The 18,255-nt window shown below is 60.5% G+C and carries 24 protein-coding genes; 16 read left to right on the top strand and 8 right to left on the bottom strand.

Translation table 11 applies throughout. The features are described from left to right. Positions 1 to 20 precede the first annotated feature (20 nt). From CHEJ32_RS0103710 to CHEJ32_RS0103690, 5 genes are all read left to right on the top strand, one after another. Positions 21 to 443: a GNAT family N-acetyltransferase gene (locus CHEJ32_RS0103710; protein ID WP_028032650.1), complete on the top strand. Its 423-nt coding sequence runs from the start codon at positions 21 to 23 to the stop codon at positions 441 to 443. 183 nt (positions 444 to 626) lie between these two features. Further along, positions 627 to 839: a cold-shock protein gene (locus tag CHEJ32_RS0103705; RefSeq protein ID WP_028032649.1), complete on the top strand. Its 213-nt coding sequence runs from the start codon at positions 627 to 629 to the stop codon at positions 837 to 839. A gap of 404 nt (positions 840 to 1,243) precedes the next feature. Further along, positions 1,244 to 1,456, top strand: coding sequence for a cold-shock protein (locus CHEJ32_RS0103700; RefSeq protein ID WP_028032648.1), 213 nt, complete (start codon positions 1,244 to 1,246; stop codon positions 1,454 to 1,456). 194 nt (positions 1,457 to 1,650) lie between these two features. Then, positions 1,651 to 2,409 carry a BA14K family protein gene (locus tag CHEJ32_RS27620; protein WP_051469414.1) on the top strand — a complete coding sequence of 253 codons (759 nt, stop codon included), beginning with the start codon at positions 1,651 to 1,653 and terminating at the stop codon, positions 2,407 to 2,409. A gap of 382 nt (positions 2,410 to 2,791) precedes the next feature. Beyond that, positions 2,792 to 3,193 (top strand): BA14K family protein, encoded by a 402-nt coding sequence (locus CHEJ32_RS0103690; RefSeq protein ID WP_028032647.1) that lies wholly within the window; start codon positions 2,792 to 2,794, stop codon positions 3,191 to 3,193. Between the two features lie 61 nt (positions 3,194 to 3,254). Here CHEJ32_RS0103690 and CHEJ32_RS0103685 read toward each other — a convergent pair whose 3' ends face one another. The 3 genes from CHEJ32_RS0103685 to CHEJ32_RS0103675 form a co-directional block, all read right to left on the bottom strand. After that, positions 3,255 to 3,902 (bottom strand): MBL fold metallo-hydrolase, encoded by a 648-nt coding sequence (locus CHEJ32_RS0103685; RefSeq protein WP_028032646.1) that lies wholly within the window; start codon positions 3,900 to 3,902, stop codon positions 3,255 to 3,257. A gap of 89 nt (positions 3,903 to 3,991) precedes the next feature. Continuing rightward, positions 3,992 to 4,267, bottom strand: coding sequence for a hypothetical protein (locus tag CHEJ32_RS0103680; RefSeq protein ID WP_028032645.1), 276 nt, complete (start codon positions 4,265 to 4,267; stop codon positions 3,992 to 3,994). A 129-nt stretch (positions 4,268 to 4,396) separates the two neighbouring features. Then, the gene (locus CHEJ32_RS0103675; protein ID WP_028032644.1) at positions 4,397 to 5,290 is read right to left on the bottom strand and encodes a branched-chain amino acid aminotransferase; all 894 of its coding nucleotides are present in this window, start codon (positions 5,288 to 5,290) and stop codon (positions 4,397 to 4,399) included. A gap of 242 nt (positions 5,291 to 5,532) precedes the next feature. On the opposite strand from CHEJ32_RS0103675, the gene CHEJ32_RS0103670 reads away from it, so the two are divergent. The 5 genes from CHEJ32_RS0103670 to CHEJ32_RS0103650 all read left to right on the top strand — a co-directional run bounded on the left by CHEJ32_RS0103670 (position 5,533) and on the right by CHEJ32_RS0103650 (position 9,568). Next, positions 5,533 to 6,051 (top strand): MarR family winged helix-turn-helix transcriptional regulator, encoded by a 519-nt coding sequence (locus CHEJ32_RS0103670; RefSeq protein ID WP_028032643.1) that lies wholly within the window; start codon positions 5,533 to 5,535, stop codon positions 6,049 to 6,051. Then, positions 6,048 to 6,773, top strand: a complete 726-nt coding sequence (locus CHEJ32_RS0103665; RefSeq protein ID WP_028032642.1) for a response regulator — start codon at positions 6,048 to 6,050, stop codon at positions 6,771 to 6,773. Before CHEJ32_RS0103670 ends, CHEJ32_RS0103665 begins: the two co-directional genes overlap by 4 nt. Before the next feature lie 388 nt (positions 6,774 to 7,161). Further along, positions 7,162 to 7,524: an SPW repeat protein gene (locus tag CHEJ32_RS0103660; protein ID WP_034657818.1), complete on the top strand. Its 363-nt coding sequence runs from the start codon at positions 7,162 to 7,164 to the stop codon at positions 7,522 to 7,524. A 67-nt stretch (positions 7,525 to 7,591) separates the two neighbouring features. Beyond that, positions 7,592 to 7,894, top strand: coding sequence for a DUF982 domain-containing protein (locus tag CHEJ32_RS0103655; protein ID WP_028032640.1), 303 nt, complete (start codon positions 7,592 to 7,594; stop codon positions 7,892 to 7,894). Positions 7,895 to 8,158: 264 nt separating this feature from the next. Continuing rightward, on the top strand, positions 8,159 to 9,568 hold the full coding sequence (locus CHEJ32_RS0103650) for an ATP-binding protein (protein ID WP_028032639.1): 1,410 nt from the start codon (positions 8,159 to 8,161) through the stop codon (positions 9,566 to 9,568). A gap of 54 nt (positions 9,569 to 9,622) precedes the next feature. Here the strand turns inward: CHEJ32_RS0103650 and CHEJ32_RS0103645 are convergent, their stop codons facing one another. The 5 genes from CHEJ32_RS0103645 to CHEJ32_RS0103625 all read right to left on the bottom strand — a co-directional run bounded on the left by CHEJ32_RS0103645 (position 9,623) and on the right by CHEJ32_RS0103625 (position 12,212). Next, a complete protein-coding gene (locus tag CHEJ32_RS0103645; RefSeq protein ID WP_028032638.1) occupies positions 9,623 to 10,219 on the bottom strand; it encodes an NADPH-dependent FMN reductase in 597 nt (198 codons plus the stop codon). Between the two features lie 167 nt (positions 10,220 to 10,386). Next, positions 10,387 to 10,629 (bottom strand): hypothetical protein, encoded by a 243-nt coding sequence (locus CHEJ32_RS0103640; protein ID WP_028032637.1) that lies wholly within the window; start codon positions 10,627 to 10,629, stop codon positions 10,387 to 10,389. A 95-nt stretch (positions 10,630 to 10,724) separates the two neighbouring features. Then, positions 10,725 to 11,072, bottom strand: a complete 348-nt coding sequence (locus CHEJ32_RS0103635; protein ID WP_028032636.1) for a tRNA-binding protein — start codon at positions 11,070 to 11,072, stop codon at positions 10,725 to 10,727. 8 nt (positions 11,073 to 11,080) lie between these two features. Continuing rightward, positions 11,081 to 11,581 carry a YbjN domain-containing protein gene (locus tag CHEJ32_RS0103630; protein ID WP_028032635.1) on the bottom strand — a complete coding sequence of 167 codons (501 nt, stop codon included), beginning with the start codon at positions 11,579 to 11,581 and terminating at the stop codon, positions 11,081 to 11,083. Between the two features lie 322 nt (positions 11,582 to 11,903). Next, entirely contained in the window at positions 11,904 to 12,212 is a 309-nt protein-coding gene (locus tag CHEJ32_RS0103625) for an accessory factor UbiK family protein (protein ID WP_028032634.1), read from the bottom strand. Between the two features lie 132 nt (positions 12,213 to 12,344). On the opposite strand from CHEJ32_RS0103625, the gene lgt reads away from it, so the two are divergent. From lgt to CHEJ32_RS0103595, 6 genes are all read left to right on the top strand, one after another. Then, the gene (gene lgt, locus CHEJ32_RS0103620) at positions 12,345 to 13,202 is read left to right on the top strand and encodes a prolipoprotein diacylglyceryl transferase (protein WP_028032633.1); all 858 of its coding nucleotides are present in this window, start codon (positions 12,345 to 12,347) and stop codon (positions 13,200 to 13,202) included. Then, positions 13,199 to 14,287 carry a class I SAM-dependent methyltransferase gene (locus CHEJ32_RS0103615; protein WP_028032632.1) on the top strand — a complete coding sequence of 363 codons (1,089 nt, stop codon included), beginning with the start codon at positions 13,199 to 13,201 and terminating at the stop codon, positions 14,285 to 14,287. The genes lgt and CHEJ32_RS0103615 overlap by 4 nt, the downstream gene beginning before the upstream one ends. A gap of 79 nt (positions 14,288 to 14,366) precedes the next feature. Further along, positions 14,367 to 15,164 (top strand): peptidoglycan editing factor PgeF, encoded by a 798-nt coding sequence (pgeF, locus tag CHEJ32_RS0103610; RefSeq protein WP_028032631.1) that lies wholly within the window; start codon positions 14,367 to 14,369, stop codon positions 15,162 to 15,164. Next, positions 15,164 to 16,315, top strand: a complete 1,152-nt coding sequence (locus CHEJ32_RS0103605; RefSeq protein WP_028032630.1) for a Xaa-Pro peptidase family protein — start codon at positions 15,164 to 15,166, stop codon at positions 16,313 to 16,315. The genes pgeF and CHEJ32_RS0103605 overlap by 1 nt, the downstream gene beginning before the upstream one ends. 49 nt (positions 16,316 to 16,364) lie before the next feature. Continuing rightward, the gene (locus CHEJ32_RS0103600; RefSeq protein ID WP_028032629.1) at positions 16,365 to 16,973 is read left to right on the top strand and encodes a hypothetical protein; all 609 of its coding nucleotides are present in this window, start codon (positions 16,365 to 16,367) and stop codon (positions 16,971 to 16,973) included. A 280-nt stretch (positions 16,974 to 17,253) separates the two neighbouring features. Next, positions 17,254 to 18,186, top strand: a complete 933-nt coding sequence (locus CHEJ32_RS0103595) for a ribose-phosphate pyrophosphokinase (protein ID WP_028032628.1) — start codon at positions 17,254 to 17,256, stop codon at positions 18,184 to 18,186. The last annotated feature ends 69 nt before the right edge of the window (positions 18,187 to 18,255 follow it).

The raw sequence follows: 18,255 nt of genomic DNA, 5'->3' as shown, positions 1-18,255 counted from the left end.
TTTTCATGCACTTTATACCAATGACAAAGGCTGGCGTGATCTATGCACGGGAAGAAAGTCTAAGCGCGGAGGAATTCCGCCGCGTCCTGATCGAATCCGGCTTGGGTGCTTTACGCCCGGTCGATGATCCGGAGCGGCTGAAGACCATGCTGGCGCAAGCCGGCCTGATCGTGACGGCGCGGCTCGATCAACCCGGCAAACCATTGGTGGGTGTCGCGAGAGGCGTGACTGATTCTTCCTGGTGCTGCTATGTTTCCGAACTTGCGGTCTCGTCATCCGCTCAAGGGTTCGGGATCGGGAAAGGCCTTTTGGAGGAGGCACGGCGACAGATCGGACCCCAAGTGGCTCTGTTTCTCGTCTCGGTGCCTGATGCCGTCGGTTTCTATGAGCGGATCGGCATGGAGCGAATTGCCGACGCGTTTTGGTACAAGCGCAGCCTTTGAGCCAGAACTGCCACCTTGCTTCAAACACCGTTCTATGCCATAAGGCATGACGCCCGGGGATTGCAGACCCGGAGAACTGGACGCTTTTTTGGACGACCTTTTCCCGACATCAGAACTCGCGGCGACGGCGAACCTGTGCAAGTCGCACAGACGCCTTTTTTGAACGGGAAAAGGAGTTTCCCCATGTCTCAGACCGGCACCGTCAAGTTTTTCAACGCCACCAAAGGCTTCGGGTTCATCACCCCGGACAGCGGGCAGAAGGACGTCTTCGTCCACATCTCTGCAGTTGAGGCCTCCGGTATGCGTTCGCTCGTTGACGGCCAGAAGGTATCTTTCGACGTAGAGCCGGACCGCATGGGCAAAGGCCCGAAGGCGGTTAATCTTTCGGCTGCGTAAAGCACTTGCCGCTAAGCGGCTATCATACAGGCGCGGGAGACACACTCCCGCGCCTTTTTCGTCTATTCTTTTTCGTCTTATTTTTGTTTCGCCCGGTGTAACGAGCGCCTTTTGACACCAGCTAGGACATCTGCTCCCCTCGGTCCCGACACAGGACACAAAACTTTCGCTTGCTGGAAATGAGAAAATGAGGGAAACTTTTCGGTGTTCGGGCATTTGCCGGCCCGGAGACTGGAATAGCATGCCCCGGCACAAGGCTTCCGGGAAGTCGCGTGTCACAAGAAATCCGGCAGGGATCGCGCGCGAGCTGACTGTTTCTTCTCCCCCAGTAAACGACCGAGGACAACTGGGCCATTGGTAATGGCCCGCAGACTTTGATGACCGGGAGAAAAGGATCCCTTCCCATGCCCCAGAGTGGTACCGTAAAGTTCTTCAATCACGCGAAAGGTTTCGGCTTCATCACGCCGGATGATGGCCAGAAGGACGTGTTCGTCCACATTTCCGCTGTGCAGGCCTCGGGTCTGCCTGGTCTGGAGGACGGCCAGAAAGTGACCTTCGATACCGAGCCAGACAAGCGCGGCAAAGGGCCGAAGGCGGTCAATCTCTCTCTTGGCTGATCAGCGTACATGCCGCCGCGGGCGGCATTGAGAAGTTCACGCCGGCTTTCGAGCCGGCGTTTTTGTTCACGGCTCAGGCACTGCGATGTGAATGAAAGTGCGCTCGGCCGCTCCCATTCCAGCCCTGTTTCACACCTCATATCCAGCTTGCGTTGACGCACGCCCTGCAGGGTCGTGCGAGAAAGGAGTTAGATATGAACTATTTGATGAAGAACGCTATATTTGGCATTGCCGTTGCTGCAACGGCTTTTGCAGCCATTCCCGCCGAGGCAGGAAGGCGGAACCGTGGGGATGCTCTTGCAGCCGGCCTCGCCGGCGTCGCTCTCGGCACCATCATCGGCGGCGTACTTAGCCAGCCGCGCTCGCAGGGTGCCTATTACAATCAACCCGCCCCGGTCTATGGCCGGCCGGGCTTCGGCTCGCCCGTCGTTTATTATCAGCCGTCGCCATCCTACCCTCGGCCGGCTCTGGGCTATGATCCCGCACCAGCCTATCAGGTGGTGGACGTCTATCAGCAAGCGCCTGTCTACCAGCGGCCGATGCCGGTCTATCGGTCGGCACCGAGCTACGAAGTGATCGACATTTATCAGCGCGCACCGATCTACCGCCCGGCACCGAGCTATGAAGTGGTCGACATCTATCAGAGTGCACCTGTCTACCAGCAGCCGGTTCAGATCTATCGCCGGGCACCAGGCTATCAGGTCGTGGAGTACGCACAGCGCCAGCCATTCTATCAGCAGCCATTTTATCGGCAGGCGCCAAGCTACCGTCCGGTGGCGTATCCCCAGCGAAGGACGACCTATTACGGCCAGCCCTCTCGCTCCTATCGTGCACCGGCGCCCTGGACGCGGGACTGGTACAATGCATGCACCGCCCGTTACCGCAGCTTCGATCCGCGGTCGGGCACGTTCCTTGGCTATGACGGCCGTCGGCATTTCTGCCAGTTTGGCTGATCAGCCCTCAAGGGGTGGCTCTTCTAGGAGCCACCCCGGCTTTCCCGTACCGGTCACGGCGTTGCCGGCACAGACGCTGGCGATATCAGCGCAGCGTTCATTGCCGCAGAAAGCGCGCGCTGCGACTGGCGAGCCGCGTCAAACCTACCTCCATAACAGAACGGCCGCATAGCTATCACGTCCCTTGCCGGCGCACGTCCGCCGGCCACCTCGGGTGCCTCCGCCTTCCCTTTCCGATGCGTCCGCTCGGAAAGACGACAGCGGAAGGGAACCTGGCCCATATCCTGCCGCGTTTATCGTTCAGATGCCGTTCAGCTACGGGATCATAGCATCCGGCTTAAGCGCTCGATCCAAGGGATCGCGCAGGACAGGAGAGACGAAGATGAACCGGATCCTCAAGAGCACCATCCTCGGCGCCGCCGTGGCGGCGACCACCCTTGTGACCATTCCGGCCTATGCAGATCATTGGCGGCGCCACCGCGACCACGGGGACGAACTGGCCGCGGGTCTGGCAGGGCTTGCCGTCGGTGCAATCGTAGGCGGGGCGCTCTCGCAGCCACGCTACTATTCGGATCGGGTCTATATCGACCCGCCGGCACCCCGTTATTACCGGCCAGCACCCGTGTATCGCGAGTATTATCGCCCTGCCCCGGTCTATTACGGTGCGGAGCCCTGGACACCTGAGTGGTACCGGGCCTGCAGCATGCGCTATCGCAGCTTCGACCCGAGCTCCGGTACCTATATGGGCTATGACGGGCGGCGCCACTTCTGCAATGTCGGGTAAGGCGACGGGGCAGTGAATCAAAAGGGCAATAAGGGATCTTCCTTATTGCCCTCCCTAATTCCTACTGACCTGCCAGAAACGGGTTGGTCCGCCGCTCGTCGCCGAACCGGCCCCCGGGCCCATGCCCGCAGATAAAGCCTATGTCGTCTCCGAGCGGCAGGAGCTTGGTCTTGATCGAGTGGATCAGGGCAGCATGGTCGCCGCCCGGCAGATCGGTGCGCCCGATCGAGCCATTGAACAGCACGTCGCCCACATGCGCGAATTTCGCCGCCTCGTTGTAGAAAACGACGTGGCCCGGCGAATGCCCGGGGCAGTGCAGAACCTTGAAATCATGACCAGCGAACGAGACCACATCACCCTCGTTTAGAAATCGGTCGGGGGTGACGTTGCGGACGGGATCGGACAGCCCGAACATACGGGCCTGATTCTCCAGATTTAGGAGAAGCTCCCGGTCGGCTTCCTGAGGCCCGAGTAGATCTACCCCCAAGGCTTCCTTCAGCTCCATCGCACCGCCGGCATGGTCGATGTGACCATGGGTGAGCCAGATCGCCTCGATCGTCAGGCCGTTTTGCTCGATGGAGGCGCGGATATGATCCACCTCCCCGCCAGGATCAACGACAACCCCGCGCTTCTCCTCCCCATCGAAGAGGATCGTGCAATTCTGCTGGAACGGGGTGACGGGGATGATGCCGGCTTGGAGAGTGCTCATGGAATAGGGAATAGGCGATTATGAAAACAAGGCAATAGCAAAACGGAAAAGCGGGCGGCAGCGCCGCCCGCGAATGGATGGTTGCCGCGTCAGGCCTTCTTCATGGAGTTCATGATTGCGCCGACTATGGCGGTGAGAATGGCACCGCCTGCGCCGCCGCCGACCACATTGCCGAGCACGCCGCTCAGTGCGCCGGCATCGCCACCCATTCCAGACAGCAACGCGCCACCGCCGACGCCGCCGACGATGCCGCTGATGATGATCGGCAACTGGCTCATTGCCGCCTTTTTGAAGGCCGCGCCAACCGCCTCCCCGGCAACGATACCGGATATGGCCTGAACAAGGATGGGAACAAAAGCTTCCATCTTACCCCTCTCCTCAAAGAGCCGGCCTCGCGCCGGCGCTCATCATGAAACGCCGAATTTGGCCAAAGTCAAATTTGGGAGAGGAGCCGCCCGCACGAGCTGGCGCGGGCGGTGCTGGATCCAGCTTGCTTATTCGGCGGCGAGACGCTGCCGAGGACGCACTTCCTGAGAATAATCGTCCATCAAAACGCGAGTGATTTCACCCACTTGGAACGTATATGGCCCGATTTCCGAAACCGGCGTCACTTCCGCGGCGCTTCCGGTCAGGAAGCACTGCTCGAAGCCCGTCAGCTCTTCCGGCATGATCGCTCTTTCGATCACCTCGATGCCGCGGCGGCGTGCCAGCTCGATCACCGTACGCCGAGTGATTCCATCCAGGAAGCAGTCCGGAACGGGCGTGTGCAGCTTGCCGTCCTTGACGAAGAAGATGTTGGCGCCGGTGGCTTCGGCCACCTGGCCGCGCCAATCCAGCATCATCGCATCGCTATAGCCCTTGGCCTCGGCCGCGTGCTTGGAAAGCGTGCAGATCATGTAGAGACCGGAAGCCTTGGCCTTCGACGGCGCCGTGCGCGGATCCGGCCGGCGGTATTCGGCCATGTCGAGGCGGATGCCCTTCATCCGCTGCTCGGGATTGAAATAACTCGGCCATTCCCAGATCGCGATGGCAAGATTGATGCGGTTGTTCTGGGCGGAAACGCCCATCATCTCGCTGCCGCGCCAGGCGATCGGGCGCACATAGGCGTCCTGCAGGCCCTGCTTCACGAGGAGTTGCTTGCAGGCCTCGTCGATCTCAGCCACCGAATAAGGAATGCGGAAGCCCATGACGCGTGCGGATTCATGGAGGCGCTCCGAATGCTCCGTGAGCTTGAAGATCTCTCCGCCATAGGCACGTTCACCTTCGAACACCGCGCTTGCATAATGCAGCCCGTGGGTGAGTACGTGAATCTTGGCATCGGCCCACTTTACGAATTCGCCATTCATCCAGATGAAGCCATCAAGCTGGTCAAAGGGAACAGATGCCATCCTAATCTCTCCTCGGGCCCAAGCCCTGAAAAATGCCCGTTTCAAACAGGCGAAACCGGATTATGCCGGAACACTGCGTCCTGAGGCAAACTGTTTAGGGAAAGTTCCGGAAAAACAACCTCAACACGCTCATTTTGTTCGCTATAAGGCGAAAAGCTTGGCAGAAATTACAAAGGCGCCAAAAATATGTCAATATAGCTGACGTAATTTGGCGAACGTGAAGGCATATGATGAAGAGCCCCATGAAGCCGACCGAGAAGCGCGAGCCAGGACCGGCGATCGAGGAACTCGATTTCGCTTTGATTGAGCTGCTCTTCTTCGCCTATCGGGATTTTACGTCGGATCCGGATGCGATCCTTTCCAGCTATGGTTTCGGGCGGGCACATCACCGGGTGCTCCATTTCGTCAATCGGCGGCCTGGATTGACTGTCGCGGAGTTGCTCGACGTCCTTAGGATCACGAAACAGAGCCTCGCCCGCGTGCTGAAGCAGTTGATCGACACGGGTTATATCGTGCAGGTGCAGGGGCCGCGCGACCGCCGCCAGCGCGAGCTTTACGTTACCAAGAAGGGCCATGCCCTGGCCGTGGAACTTGCCTTGCCACAGTCCCGCCGCATCCATTCGGCACTGGAGGAAGCCGGGATTACGGACAGGGCGGCGTTGGAGCGCTTTCTTAGGGCAATGGTGAATTCGGAACTCCGGGCGCAGCTCGACCGGCCCGAGCCAACGGGCCGCACGAGCGAGGGAGAGAGCCAATCATGATAAGCCGTGAGGACATGCTAGCGGAGATGAACCCCGCGCCGGCGGACGATGCGCCGCATCTGCTCGTCGTCGATGACGACACACGCATCCGAACACTGCTTAAGCGCTTTCTGAGCGAGGAAGGCTTCCGCATAACGGTGGCGGCCAATGCCGCGGAAGCCCGCCGAAAGCTCGCAGGGCTCGACTTCGACCTGATCATTCTCGATGTGATGATGCCGGGCGAGGACGGGGTGGGGCTGACGCGCAGCCTGAGAAACGAACGCGACGTGCCGATCCTGATGCTGACCGCCCTTTCGGAAACCGAGAGTCGCGTGACCGGCCTTGAAGCGGGTGCCGACGATTATCTTGCCAAGCCCTTCGACCCGCGCGAGCTTGTGCTGCGGGTCAACAACATTCTGCGACGCGGCGGGCAGCCCACCACGCCAAAGTTGGAGCAGATCGTTTTCGGCCCGTATACGTTCCAGATCACGAGGCGAGAGTTGAAGCGCTCGGGAGAGCTGCTGAAGCTTACCGAACGGGAGCGCGAGATCATGGCGATTTTCGCCCAGCGCGCCGGCGAGACCATCCCGCGCCATGAACTCGTGGGCGAGGAGTCAGAAGTGGGTGAACGCACGATTGACGTGCAAATCAACAGGCTGCGCCGGAAGATCGAGCGCGATCCGGCCAATCCTATCTGGCTGCAGACGGTGCGCGGCATCGGGTACCGCCTGAGTGTCGAATAGAGGCGAGCCCTCCTTGGCCGCTCGGCCTTGAAACCCGAAGAAGGTCTACCCAGATCTTTTTAGCCGGCCGCCGGAATCGGGGCCGGCGGGCCGTCCGCGGATCGGCTCCTTGGCATTTGCTCGTATCCATGTTGCTCGCGGAGGATGTGGTTATGAGGACGATTGTCTCCCCTCCTGTTCGGTTGGCCCCGGCTTCAACCCGCATGCGCCCTCCTCTGGTCTCGAAGTTCCGTCGGCCGCTTATCGGCAGGCCCCTCAGTGATGCATGGCACGAGCACCAGGGTCCCTTCGCGGTGGCTTGAGCAGCTTCCGCCGCCGGAGCTCACGCTGCGGCCGGTTGAAAGCAAGCGGAATGCTTCCTGCATGCTTGATGGAAGGGAGAGTGACCATGAACACCATGAATCGCAGGACAGAGGAGACTGTCCTTGACGTCGCCAGCCTCGTTGTCGGTGTCGCGCTGGCTCTAACGCCCTGGATATTCGGCTTTGCAACTGAAACGGCGGCGGCCTGGAATGCATGGGTGGTCGGCGCTGCCATCGCGCTGGTCGCCATAGGCGCGCTTGTAGCTTTCGCCGAGTGGGAGGAGTGGATAAATCTTATCCTCGGGATTTGGGCAATCGCATCCCCATGGGCCCTCGGTTTCACCGCCGTCTCCACAGCTCTCTATGCGCATGTCGTGGCAGGGCTGATCGTCGCGGTGTTGGCAGGGCTCGAACTCTGGTTCGCAAGCAAACGGCCGTCGACTGCGTGAGCATCTTCAGACGCCGAGCCCGGCCGCGTGCGCGACCGGGCGGCGATCCGATCCAAAGGAGCTGCGAATGGAGATCAATGCCTTTGAAGAACCCGTGACAATCGTTGTCGGGTTGGGATTTCCGGCTGAGGTGACCTCGGCTGCGGAGGCCTATGCCGTGCTTTCCGAATGGCCCCATAGCCGCCGTGACAAGGTTCATCGGGTTGCGCTGAAGACATGCAAGGCCGCGCTCGACAGGATGGTGGATGCGGAGACGGCACGGAGCGCTTTCCTCGTCTTCGCGACGAAGTCGGGAATTCTGGTGCCTGAGGCTCGGCCGGTTATTGCGGCGAGCCAAACCGGGACGTTCAGCAGCCGGGTTGCGATCTGAGGCCGGCGCAATCCATCCGGCTGCGTGTTCTACGGGGGGGCCCAACGGCCCCTTTTCTGTCGTTAAACTTCCTCAGCCAACACACGGTGCTTACCACCGATGCACAAACGCCATGTTGGTGTCGCCTTCGGCCTTCAGGGCTTCCAAAACGGGCGCGCAGAGAATACCAGCATCGCGTCTGTCGAAACTCCCGCCGCCGTGACGCTATCCGCAAAGGCGGCTAGACTACCGAGCGTGTAGGCCGGGCGGGTGCGAAAGGTGCAAATGGCGAAGTTCGATCTATCCTCGACCGAGAGCGACAGCTTAGCCGCGCGCCTTCGAAATGTCGCGATAACGACACGTCGCCTCTGGCGGCGCTTCTGGCGCACCGTTTCCCAATATATGCCCAAACGGCTTTATGCCCGCTCGCTCATCATCATGATCGCGCCGATGATCCTGCTGCAGGCCGTCATCGCCTATTCGTTCATGGAGCGTCATTGGCAGACGGTAACTCAGCGCCTCTCGCAAGCGGTGACGCGCGACATCGCTGCCATTATCGACATTATCGAGACCTATCCGCAGAGCGACAATTACGAGAACATCATCCGCATCGCCCAAGAGAGGCTTGCTCTAAGGATCAGCGTCGAACCGCCCGGGCCCCTCCCCGCGCCCGGCCCCAAGCCATTCTTTTCCATTCTCGACCAGACGCTGAGCGAGGAAATCACACGCCAGATCAACCGGCCCTTCTGGCTCGACACCGTGGGCAATTCGAACATCATCGAAATCCGCATCCAGCTGAATGACAAGGTGTTGCGCGTCTTTGCGCGGCGCAGCCAAGCCTACGCGTCCAACACGCATATATTCCTGCTCTGGATGGTAGGGACCTCCCTGGTTCTCATCGCGATTGCCGTAGCTTTCCTGCGCAATCAGATCCGTCCCATCCTGCAGCTTGCGGAGGCGGCCGAGAGCTTCGGCAAGGGACGTCCCACCAGTGATTTCCATCCGCGCGGTGCTGAAGAAGTCCGTCGCGCAGGCAGTGCATTCCTGCAAATGAGGGAGCGCATCGAACGGCAGATCGAGCAGCGAACGGCCATGCTGACCGGCGTCAGCCACGATCTCAGAACCATCCTGACCCGCTTCAAGCTGCAGCTCGCACTGGCGCGCAACAGAGCCGACATCAAGGCGCTCGACCAGGACGTCGAGGAAATGCGCCTCATGCTGGAGGGCTATCTCGCCTTCGCCCGTGGCGAAGCGCAGGAAGAAGCAGGCCGGTTCGATCTTGCCGCGTTCCTCACGAAGATGGAGGAGGAGGCAAGGATGCGCGGCTGCAACTTCGACGCCTCCCTCACCGGCAAGCCGGAGGTGCACGTGCGTCCGAACGCGTTTTCCCGCCTGCTGTCAAACGTGGTCGGCAACGCGTTCCGCTATGCCTCGGAGGTCAAGGTCAGCGCCCGGCATCTTGATGGGACACTGCTCGTTGCAATCGACGATAACGGTCCCGGCATTCCGGAAGACAAGCGCGAGGAGGTCTTCAAACCTTTCGTCCGGCTGGACGAAGCACGCAACCTGGACGAGACCGGCACAGGCTTGGGTCTTTCCATCGCCCGCGATATCGCCCGCAGCCACGGGGGCGACATCACGCTCGAAGACAGCCCTTTGGGCGGTCTGCGGGTAATCGTCCGCGTACCTGCCTAACAACGGGAAGGGCCGAAACTTTCGCTTCGGCCCTTCTAATGGTGGTTCGGCGAATCAGGCGGCTTTGTCCTGCCGGTTTTCCTGTGCCGACCGGATCGTTTTCAGCGCCGTTGCCCATTTATGGAGCTCGTCGAGCATTGCTTTGGCGCCCTCATTCATCTGCTCGTTGGCGCGAAACTCCCCTTCCTCACTGATGAACTGCGGGAAGAAGGGCACGGGCACCGTCTGCGGAAGCGCGTGAACATTCACATTGCTGAGCAGTTGCCGCAAACTTTGCGCCGATCGCAGGCCGCCGGAAATGCCACCATAGCTGACCACGCCCGCCGCCTTGTAATGCCATTCGAGCGCCAGCGCCTGAACCGCGTTCACGAGACTTGCCGGGGGAAAGTAATCATATTCCGGTGTAATGAAGACGTAGGCATCCGCTTTCCCAACGCTTTTGCTCCAGCGGCGGGTGTGCTCGTGCTCATATTGCTGCAGGCGCGGATGCGATGCCTCATCCAGGAGCGGCAGGTTGAAATCCGCAAGATCAACGAGTTCAACGTCAAACTTGCCGTGGGATTTGGCGAATTCCTTGAGCCAGTCTCCAATGACGGGCCCGACGCGGCCCGGGCGAGTGCTACCGATAATGATGTTCAGTTTAAGCGACATAAGCTTCCTCAAAACCGTGCCGCTCGAGGTCGATGGGAGGTTCGACCTCGAGTGGTATAAATTAGTGACCTGGGGAGAAATAGTAACTTGATCGATTCGCACAAGAAGGCACGAATTCCATACCTAGTCACCTCAAGGTGACTGCTTGGCCGATTTGTCCGGGGAATTTAGGCTTGCGCAGATCGCATGGGATGATCCAGCAGAAGGGTAAGGGTACATGCGCCGTCTTTTTCCATACGGATGCGACGGGCAAGCACCACGAAAGTCTCGGCTTGATTGCCTGCGGGGATTTCTATGAGGTCGCCTTTGGAGACCCACTCGTCCAACCGAAGCCGCTCCAGCCAGGGAAGAAGCTGGGCACGCTCGGCAAAAAGGCGAGCGCTCGCCGTTAACTCGATAGTCGTTTCCACTCCGCACTCCTAAAATGCGAGTGACGAACCGCTATCGCAGGTAAATCGTTCCCTGCCTTGAAAGCATCCGGGTTTCAGATGCTCGATCTGCCGGCTCAATGCAGCCGGCTGCCATTGGGAACGGGTCTTTCGACCGCCGCCAAAACCACAGCCCCCTGCTCGTCGGAGAATCCGAGGGTAAGCACCTCAGACAAAAATTTCCCGATTTGGCGCGGAGGAAAATTGACCACCGCCATCACCTGCCGGCCGACAAGGTCCTCAGGGTTGTAGTGGACGGTGATCTGGGCGGAAGACTTCTTCACGCCGATTTCCGGGCCGAAATCGATCTTCATCTTGATGGCAGGCTTGCGCGCCTCCGGGAAAGGCTCGGCCTCGATCACCGTCCCCACCCGTATATCGACCTTCTCGAAATCCGCGTAGACGATCTCCTCCGCCCTACCCATGACACCTCTCACGCAGTACCGGAGGTCTCGAAAAGAACGCTGTTCAGCGCGTCCTGCGCGCTCGTGCCCGACCAGATGACATATTGGAAAGCCTGATAGTAGCATTCGCAGGCTTCAAGCGCGCTGTTGAGCATCACTTCCACCTGCTGCCCGGTCGGCTCGAGGCCGCCCGCAAGCACGAGCGACTGGCGGAACATGACGACGCCCTCCCGCTCCCACAAATCGAAATGGCCGAACAGCATCTGCTCATTGATCAACGCGATCAGGCGCATCACTTCCAGCGTCCGCTGTTCGGGCACCTTCAGATCGAATGCGCAGGCAACATGCAGCGCCTCGAATTCCTCCATCCAGGAGAACGAAACGTGGTAGTCTGTCCAAGTGCCGGCTACGGAAATGGCGATCTCGTCATCGCCATTGCGCTCGAAGCTCCAGTCATTCGAGTGGGCGACATGCTCGATAACGTCCACGGGGTGAGCGCCACGCGTCATGTCGAGTTCAAGAAGGCTCATTAATCTGCTTTCCCATTCTTTGGGAGCGTCGTCAGACGCCCGCCATGTGACACATGCGGTTCAAGGCACGCGACCGAGTACGACACTGAGCGGAGCGTGAACACGCAAGGACACAAGACAGGCCCGCCCCAGCCCGACCGATGATCTATTCCGAATCATCAAGTAAATTCAGTCTATTGATCGTAGGACGCCTGACCAGCTTTTTTTCTCCAACCGGCCCGCCGGTGTGGATAGCCGCGGTTCCACGGATGATTCAAAGTGCCGCGTAACCGACTCTCGCGCCAGCACTTTTTGGCGTTGCTCACAGGCTGGATGAGGATAACTATTTTTTTGAACGGGCCGGGCCGGCAGGGCTGTCGGTGACCGTATCCGTGGCCTGGGCGGCGGCGAGCTTCGTTTCGAGAAGCTCGATGCGGGCCAGAAGAGCCGCATTTTCCTCCCTGGCCTTGATGGCCATTTCGCGTACCGCCTCGAAATCCTCGCGCTGGACGAGATCCATCGAGTTCAGGAGTCGCTCGGTCTGAGCGCGGAAAAGATTTTCGAATTCGCGGCGCACGCCTTGGGCAGCACCGGCGGCATCGGTCACCACCTTCGCGAACTCATCGAGGATCCGGTTGGGGCCGTTTGTCATGTCGGTGCTCCTGTTTAATAATTGAGGTAAGGCGGGCCGACCGCGAATGCAAGCATCATGCGCCGGACTTGACCACGCCGCAATGCTTGCCCATAGCTTCGCGCGGCGCCAAGACCAAGACAGGAGGCATGCTTGATCGACTATCTTCTCCTGCCTCTGACCGCCCTCCCCTTTCCGAATATCGATCCGGTGATTTTCCAGATTGGGCCGCTTGCAGTGCACTGGTACGGACTGGGCTATGTGGCGGGAATCCTCTTTGCCTGGTGGTACACCAAACGACTCGTGAGCACGCCGGGGCTGTGGGCGAACAATGTTCCCCCAATGAAGCCCGAGGATCTCGACGATTTCGTCATCTGGGCTGCAGTCGGCGTCGTTCTCGGCGGCAGGCTGGGCTATGTGCTCTTTTACGATCTGCCGCGTTATATCGATAATCCGTTGGACATCGTGGCGATCTGGCAAGGAGGCATGTCCTTCCACGGCGGTATGCTCGGCACGATCGCCGCGATGGTCTTGTTTTCATTGTCGCGCGGCATCAATCCTTGGAGCATGCTCGATACGGTCGCGGCGGCCACGCCCGTGGGATTGGGCCTCGTACGCCTTGCGAACTTCATCAATTCCGAACTTTGGGGCCGGCCGACAGATATGCCATGGGGATTCGTATTCCCTGATGGCGGCCCGCTGCCTCGGCATCCCAGTCAGCTTTACGAGGCCGCGCTTGAAGGCCTTGTGCTTTTCCTCGTCCTCAGGCTCCTTACCCACCGTTTTCTCAAATTGAAGACACCGGGCTTTGTCGGCGGGGCGTTCATCTGCGGCTATGGGCTGGCACGCATTTTTGTCGAATTCTTCCGCGAGCCGGATGCCCATATCGGCTACGTCTTCGGCGGCTGGCTCACAATGGGCATGATCCTTTCCACGCCGATGGTCGCCGCTGGCATATGGGCCATGCTGACCGCCCGCACGCCTGAGCCTCAGACTCGGCCGGAGACATGACGAGGCTGCGCGATCGCATCCTGCGGCTCATTGAGACCACCGGTCCCTTGGGCGTGGATGCTTATATGGCGCTTTGCCTCTTCGATCCGGAGGACGGCTACTACACCACCCGCGAGCCCTTCGGGGCAGAAGGTGACTTCACCACCGCCCCGGAGGTGAGCCAGATGTTCGGCGAACTCGTCGCCATCTGGCTCTATGCGGCCTGGAAAGCAGCTGGAGCTCCCGCCGATGCGCTCTTCGCCGAGATCGGGCCCGGGCGCGGCACCTTGATGAAGGATATGCTGCGCACCTTTGCGAGACTTGCTCCGAGCCTCGTGGAAGCCCACCGCTTTGCCATGGTCGAGACGAGTCCACGGCTGGCCGCCGTCCAGAGGAAGACGCTGGAAGGAGCCGAGGCAAGCCCGGACTGGTTCCTGAATGTAGAAGAGCTCCCCGACGGACCGCTGTTCATTGTCGGCAACGAGCTTTTTGACGCCGTACCCATAAAGCAGTATGTAAGAGTGCCTGCCGGTTGGCGCGAGCGCGTGGTGGGGCAGACCAAAGACGGCGCGCTCGCTTTCAGGGCAAGTCCCGGTGCCCTTGATTCCCTTTTCCTACCGCCGGACGCGGACCGAGCGCCAGAGGGCTCGATTTTCGAGATCGCTCCCGCCCGTGAGGGGCTAATGGACGTTATCTCGGAACGCCTGGCGCGGCGGAGCGGCGCAGGGCTCTTCATCGATTACGGATACGAGGGACCGGCATTGGGGGAAACGCTCCAGGCCGTACGCCGACACCGCTATGAAGACGTTCTGGAAAGTCCCGGCGAAGCGGATCTGACCGCGCATGTGGATTTCTCCGCGTTGCGGAAGGTGGCGCAGGGGCATGGGCTAACAACACGCCTCATGCACCAGGGCGATTTTCTATTGGGTCTGGGGCTGTTGGAGCGCGCGGGCCGGCTCGGGGCCGGCAGAAGCGCAGAGGAACAACAGCGGATTCAGATGGATGTGGAACGGCTTGCCGGCCCGCAGGAAATGGGAACCCTGTTCAAGGCGATGGCAATCCTGCCGGCGGGTGTGGAAGTGCCGCCATTTGGCACCGGCGGCTAGAAGGCAGCGCCGGTCCGGATTGACATTCCACCGTTCCCTGCCCCACGATCCGCGCTCCAAAATTGACCGGAAGGCGCGCATGCTGGACACGACAAGGCCGGAGCCTCTCCGCTCCCCCCTGCTCGATAGGGCCCGTGACAACGGTGTGAGACACGGCTTCTTCACCCGCCGCGGCGGCGTATCCACAGGAATCTTCGAGAGCCTCAATGTTGGACTCGGCTCCACGGATTCCTCGGAATCCGTCCGTGAAAACAGGCGCCGCGTCTCCGTCGCCATGGGCGTGACTGCGGAAGATCTCGTCACCCTTCATCAGTGCCACTCCGCGGAAGTCGTAACGGTCGAGGAACCATTTCCGGCTGACTCCCGGCCCAAAGCCGACGCTCTGGTGACCAGTCGCCCGGGGCTCGCCTTGGGGGTCCTTGCCGCCGATTGCGGGCCAGTCCTCTTCGCGGATGCCGAAGCGCAGGTGATCGGAGCCGCCCATGCAGGATGGAAAGGCGCCTTAACCGGCGTGCTCGAAAACACCATCGCCGCCATGGAGCGGCTCGGCGCCCGGCGCGAGCGTGTGGCGGCCGTGCTCGGCCCCTCGATCAGCCAGGAGAATTATGAAGTCGGACCGGAATTCATCGAGCGCTTCGTGCAGGCCGACGGGGGCAATGCCCGCTATTTCCGCGACTCCGGGAGAGCCGGCCATGCCCTCTTCGATCTCAACCTCTACACCATAGACCGGCTTACCCGGGCTGGGGTAAAGGCCGAAGCCCTCGGACGCTGTACCTATGCGGACGGGGATTGCTTCTTCTCCTACCGCCGAGCCACCCATCGCGGCGAGCCGGACTATGGGCGCCAGATCTCGGCGATCTGCCTGGAGGTATCCTGATGGCCTTACACTTCGAACGTGCCGAATTCGATGCACGCCGCGACCGTCTGCTGATAGAGATGTCGGAGCGCAAGCTCGACGCATTGCTGCTCTTCGCGCAGGAGAGCATGTATTGGCTGACGGGCTATGACAGCTTCGGCTTCTGCTTCTTCCAGTGCCTCGTCGTAAAGGCCGATGGCTCTATCGTTCTGCTCACGCGCTCGGCAGATCTGCGCCAGGCGCGACACACCTCCATCATCGACAACATCGTTGTCTGGAACGACCGCTACGGCGCCAACCCCGCCCTTGACCTCCGCAATCTCCTGAATGATCTCGACCTGCTCGGCATGCGGATCGGCGTGGAATATGACACCCACGGGCTGACGGCCAGGAACGGCAAGCTTCTTGACGAACAGCTCCAGACCTTCGCCAAAATCGAGGATGCGTCCGACCTCGTGCCGCGCCTGCGGCTATTGAAAAGCCCAGCGGAAATAGAAAAGGCAAAACGGGCGGCGGAACTGGCAGACGATGCCCTGGACGCCGCACTCCCCCTGATCAAGCAGGGCGGGGACGAAGCTGCGATCCTCGCGGCGATGCAGGGCGCGATTTTCCTGGGTGGCGGTGATTATCCCGCAAACGAGTTCATCATCGGCTCAGGCACGGACGCCCTGCTTTGCCGATATAAGGCAGGGCGGCGCAAGCTTGGCAAAAACGACCAGCTCACATTGGAATGGGCGGGTGTCTATCATCACTATCATGTGGCCATGATGCAGACGGTGCTGACCGGCAAGGCTTCCCGGCGCCACCAGGAGCTTTTCGAGGCGGCAAAGGCGGCGCTTCTTGCCTGCGAGAAGGCTATGGTGCCCGGAAATACGTTCGGTGATGTCTTCGACGCGCACGCCAAGGTAATGGAGGCGCATGAATTGACGCGTCACCGACTCAACGCCTGCGGCTATTCGCTGGGTGCGCGCTTTTCGCCTTCTTGGATGGAGCCGCAAATGTTCTACGCGGGCAATCCGGAGCCCATCGCGCCGGACATGACGCTCTTTGCCCATATGATCATCATGGACTCCGATTCCGGCACGGCGATGTGCCTGGGCCGGACGTATCTCACGACCGAGTCCGCGCCGCTGATGCTTTCTCGCCATGGCCTTGATTTGATCATAAGGTAGAATCAGGGAGCGGAGTACTCTGGGGGGTGTTTTCATCGCGGAGAGAACGATGACGCGTTTGAAGACAAGTACTTGGTTTCTGGTGCTCGCGGCGGCCACTGCCGGCTGCAGCGGGACCGAGGCGCTCGACCTCTCCACATCCGGCGCCGCTCGGATTGCGTCCTCCACCACGCCCACGCGTTCCCCGGAGACAACCGCGTCGCCCGCCGCCGGCGATATCATCAGCACGACGCTTACCGACCAGAGCAGCGTCGGAGCACTGCCTGGTCAGTCTATGGCCGCGATCTCCCCGGCTTCCCGCATCCAATTCGCGCCCGTGATCGGCGCAGCGGCTGAAACCGTGCAGCCGCTATCAAACCGCCTAGCCCTGCGCGCAGGGCAACGGGGGCTTGCCATTTCGCCCACCGGCCAGAGCGCCCCCTTTATCGTGAAGGGGTACTTCTCCACCGTCAGCGATGAAAAGGGAACCACAATCATCTTCGTGTGGGATGTACTTGATCCCGCAGGGAACCGCCTGCATCGGATTCAGGGGCAGGAAAAGGCTACGGGATCCGGCGAAGGTTGGGGCGCCGTCACCAGCGCCAATATGGATGCCGTGGCCGATCGCACGATAGAGGAACTCGCAACCTGGCTTCAAGCCGGCCACGCCCGGACCTGAGTAGCGTCGAAGCCTGCGCGTTCATCTCGCGTGATGGCTCATCGCTGCCGTCTGACATCGTGTATCGAGGAAATTGCGACGATTTGACCGAAACGGGCCGATCCCCGTTAATTTAAGCGTCTCAATTGACTGCATCCATACAACCTGCGGTTAGTCTTCCCTCTGAAGATTACCTCGTCAAGGGCGAATTGCAGGCGGTTATGGGCTATTCACCCTTGCAATCATCGGCAACGCCGCTAAAAGCCCCGAATTGAAACGTGGCGTCGGCCGGGATCACTCCATGAAGCTTTTCGCGGGCAATTCCAACCGGGTGCTGGCTGAAGCCATCGCCCGCTACCTCAACATTTCACTTGGCAAAGCGTTGGTGCGACGTTTCGCAGATCAGGAAATCTTCGTCGAGATACAGGAGAATGTACGCGGCGAGGACGTCTTCGTCCTGCAGTCCACCTCCTATCCGGCGAATGATCACCTGATGGAACTGCTCATCATGATCGACGCCTTTCGCCGCTCCTCGGCGCGTCGCATCACGGCGGTGCTTCCCTATTTCGGCTATGCTCGGCAAGACCGCCGCACCTCGGGGCGCACGCCGATTTCCGCCAAGCTCGTTGCCAATCTGATTACCCAGGCAGGTGCTGACCGGGTTCTGACCCTTGATCTCCATGCCGGCCAGATCCAGGGCTTCTTCGATATACCGACCGACAACCTCTATGCCGTTCCCGTGATGGCGCGCGACGTGAAGGCACGTTACAAGCTGGAGAACGTGATGGTGGTCTCGCCGGATGTGGGCGGCGTCGTCCGCGCGCGTGCGCTTGCCAAGCGCATCGATGCCCCGCTCGCCATTGTCGACAAGCGCCGCGACCGCCCCGGCGAGTCGGAGGTGATGAATGTCATCGGCGAGGTGCACGGCCGGGATTGCCTGCTGATCGACGATATCGTCGATTCAGGCGGGACCCTCTGCAACGCTGCAGAAGCCCTGCTTGCAAATGGAGCGACGAGCGTCACCGCCTATATCACGCACGGTGTGCTATCGGGCGGCGCAGTGGCAAGGATCACGGGCTCAAAGCTCAAGGAGCTTGTGATCACCGACTCCATCCAGCCGACTTCATCAGTCGAGGCCGCCCACAACATCCGCACCATATCGATCGCCGATCTCATCGGGGAAGCAATTTCGCGGACCGCGTCGGAACAGTCGGTTTCCAGCCTTTTCAACTAGGCTTGCGCGCCTAGGCGCCTTGCGCTATAGACCCGCAGTCCGCGCAGACACCCTTGGAGGCAGCGCGGA

The organism is Chelativorans sp. J32, assembly GCF_000518985.1.
Taxonomy (GTDB): domain Bacteria; phylum Pseudomonadota; class Alphaproteobacteria; order Rhizobiales; family Rhizobiaceae; genus Chelativorans.
Note: the sequence above shows the minus strand (reverse complement) of the source record. Positions and strands in the feature narration are given on the sequence as shown.

Coding starts and splice junctions, on each gene's coding strand:
- CHEJ32_RS0103710 (WP_028032650.1), top strand. CDS start 21: ATGACAAAGGCTGGCGTGATCTATGCACGGGAAGAAAGTCTAAGCGCG.
- CHEJ32_RS0103705 (WP_028032649.1), top strand. CDS start 627: ATGTCTCAGACCGGCACCGTCAAGTTTTTCAACGCCACCAAAGGCTTC.
- CHEJ32_RS0103700 (WP_028032648.1), top strand. CDS start 1,244: ATGCCCCAGAGTGGTACCGTAAAGTTCTTCAATCACGCGAAAGGTTTC.
- CHEJ32_RS27620 (WP_051469414.1), top strand. CDS start 1,651: ATGAACTATTTGATGAAGAACGCTATATTTGGCATTGCCGTTGCTGCA.
- CHEJ32_RS0103690 (WP_028032647.1), top strand. CDS start 2,792: ATGAACCGGATCCTCAAGAGCACCATCCTCGGCGCCGCCGTGGCGGCG.
- CHEJ32_RS0103685 (WP_028032646.1), bottom strand. CDS start 3,902: ATGAGCACTCTCCAAGCCGGCATCATCCCCGTCACCCCGTTCCAGCAG.
- CHEJ32_RS0103680 (WP_028032645.1), bottom strand. CDS start 4,267: ATGGAAGCTTTTGTTCCCATCCTTGTTCAGGCCATATCCGGTATCGTT.
- CHEJ32_RS0103675 (WP_028032644.1), bottom strand. CDS start 5,290: ATGGCATCTGTTCCCTTTGACCAGCTTGATGGCTTCATCTGGATGAAT.
- CHEJ32_RS0103670 (WP_028032643.1), top strand. CDS start 5,533: ATGAAGCCGACCGAGAAGCGCGAGCCAGGACCGGCGATCGAGGAACTC.
- CHEJ32_RS0103665 (WP_028032642.1), top strand. CDS start 6,048: ATGATAAGCCGTGAGGACATGCTAGCGGAGATGAACCCCGCGCCGGCG.
- CHEJ32_RS0103660 (WP_034657818.1), top strand. CDS start 7,162: ATGAACACCATGAATCGCAGGACAGAGGAGACTGTCCTTGACGTCGCC.
- CHEJ32_RS0103655 (WP_028032640.1), top strand. CDS start 7,592: ATGGAGATCAATGCCTTTGAAGAACCCGTGACAATCGTTGTCGGGTTG.
- CHEJ32_RS0103650 (WP_028032639.1), top strand. CDS start 8,159: ATGGCGAAGTTCGATCTATCCTCGACCGAGAGCGACAGCTTAGCCGCG.
- CHEJ32_RS0103645 (WP_028032638.1), bottom strand. CDS start 10,219: ATGTCGCTTAAACTGAACATCATTATCGGTAGCACTCGCCCGGGCCGC.
- CHEJ32_RS0103635 (WP_028032636.1), bottom strand. CDS start 11,072: ATGGGTAGGGCGGAGGAGATCGTCTACGCGGATTTCGAGAAGGTCGAT.
- CHEJ32_RS0103630 (WP_028032635.1), bottom strand. CDS start 11,581: ATGAGCCTTCTTGAACTCGACATGACGCGTGGCGCTCACCCCGTGGAC.
- CHEJ32_RS0103625 (WP_028032634.1), bottom strand. CDS start 12,212: ATGACAAACGGCCCCAACCGGATCCTCGATGAGTTCGCGAAGGTGGTG.
- CHEJ32_RS0103615 (WP_028032632.1), top strand. CDS start 13,199: ATGACGAGGCTGCGCGATCGCATCCTGCGGCTCATTGAGACCACCGGT.
- pgeF (WP_028032631.1), top strand. CDS start 14,367: ATGCTGGACACGACAAGGCCGGAGCCTCTCCGCTCCCCCCTGCTCGAT.
- CHEJ32_RS0103605 (WP_028032630.1), top strand. CDS start 15,164: ATGGCCTTACACTTCGAACGTGCCGAATTCGATGCACGCCGCGACCGT.
- CHEJ32_RS0103600 (WP_028032629.1), top strand. CDS start 16,365: ATGACGCGTTTGAAGACAAGTACTTGGTTTCTGGTGCTCGCGGCGGCC.
- CHEJ32_RS0103595 (WP_028032628.1), top strand. CDS start 17,254: ATGAAGCTTTTCGCGGGCAATTCCAACCGGGTGCTGGCTGAAGCCATC.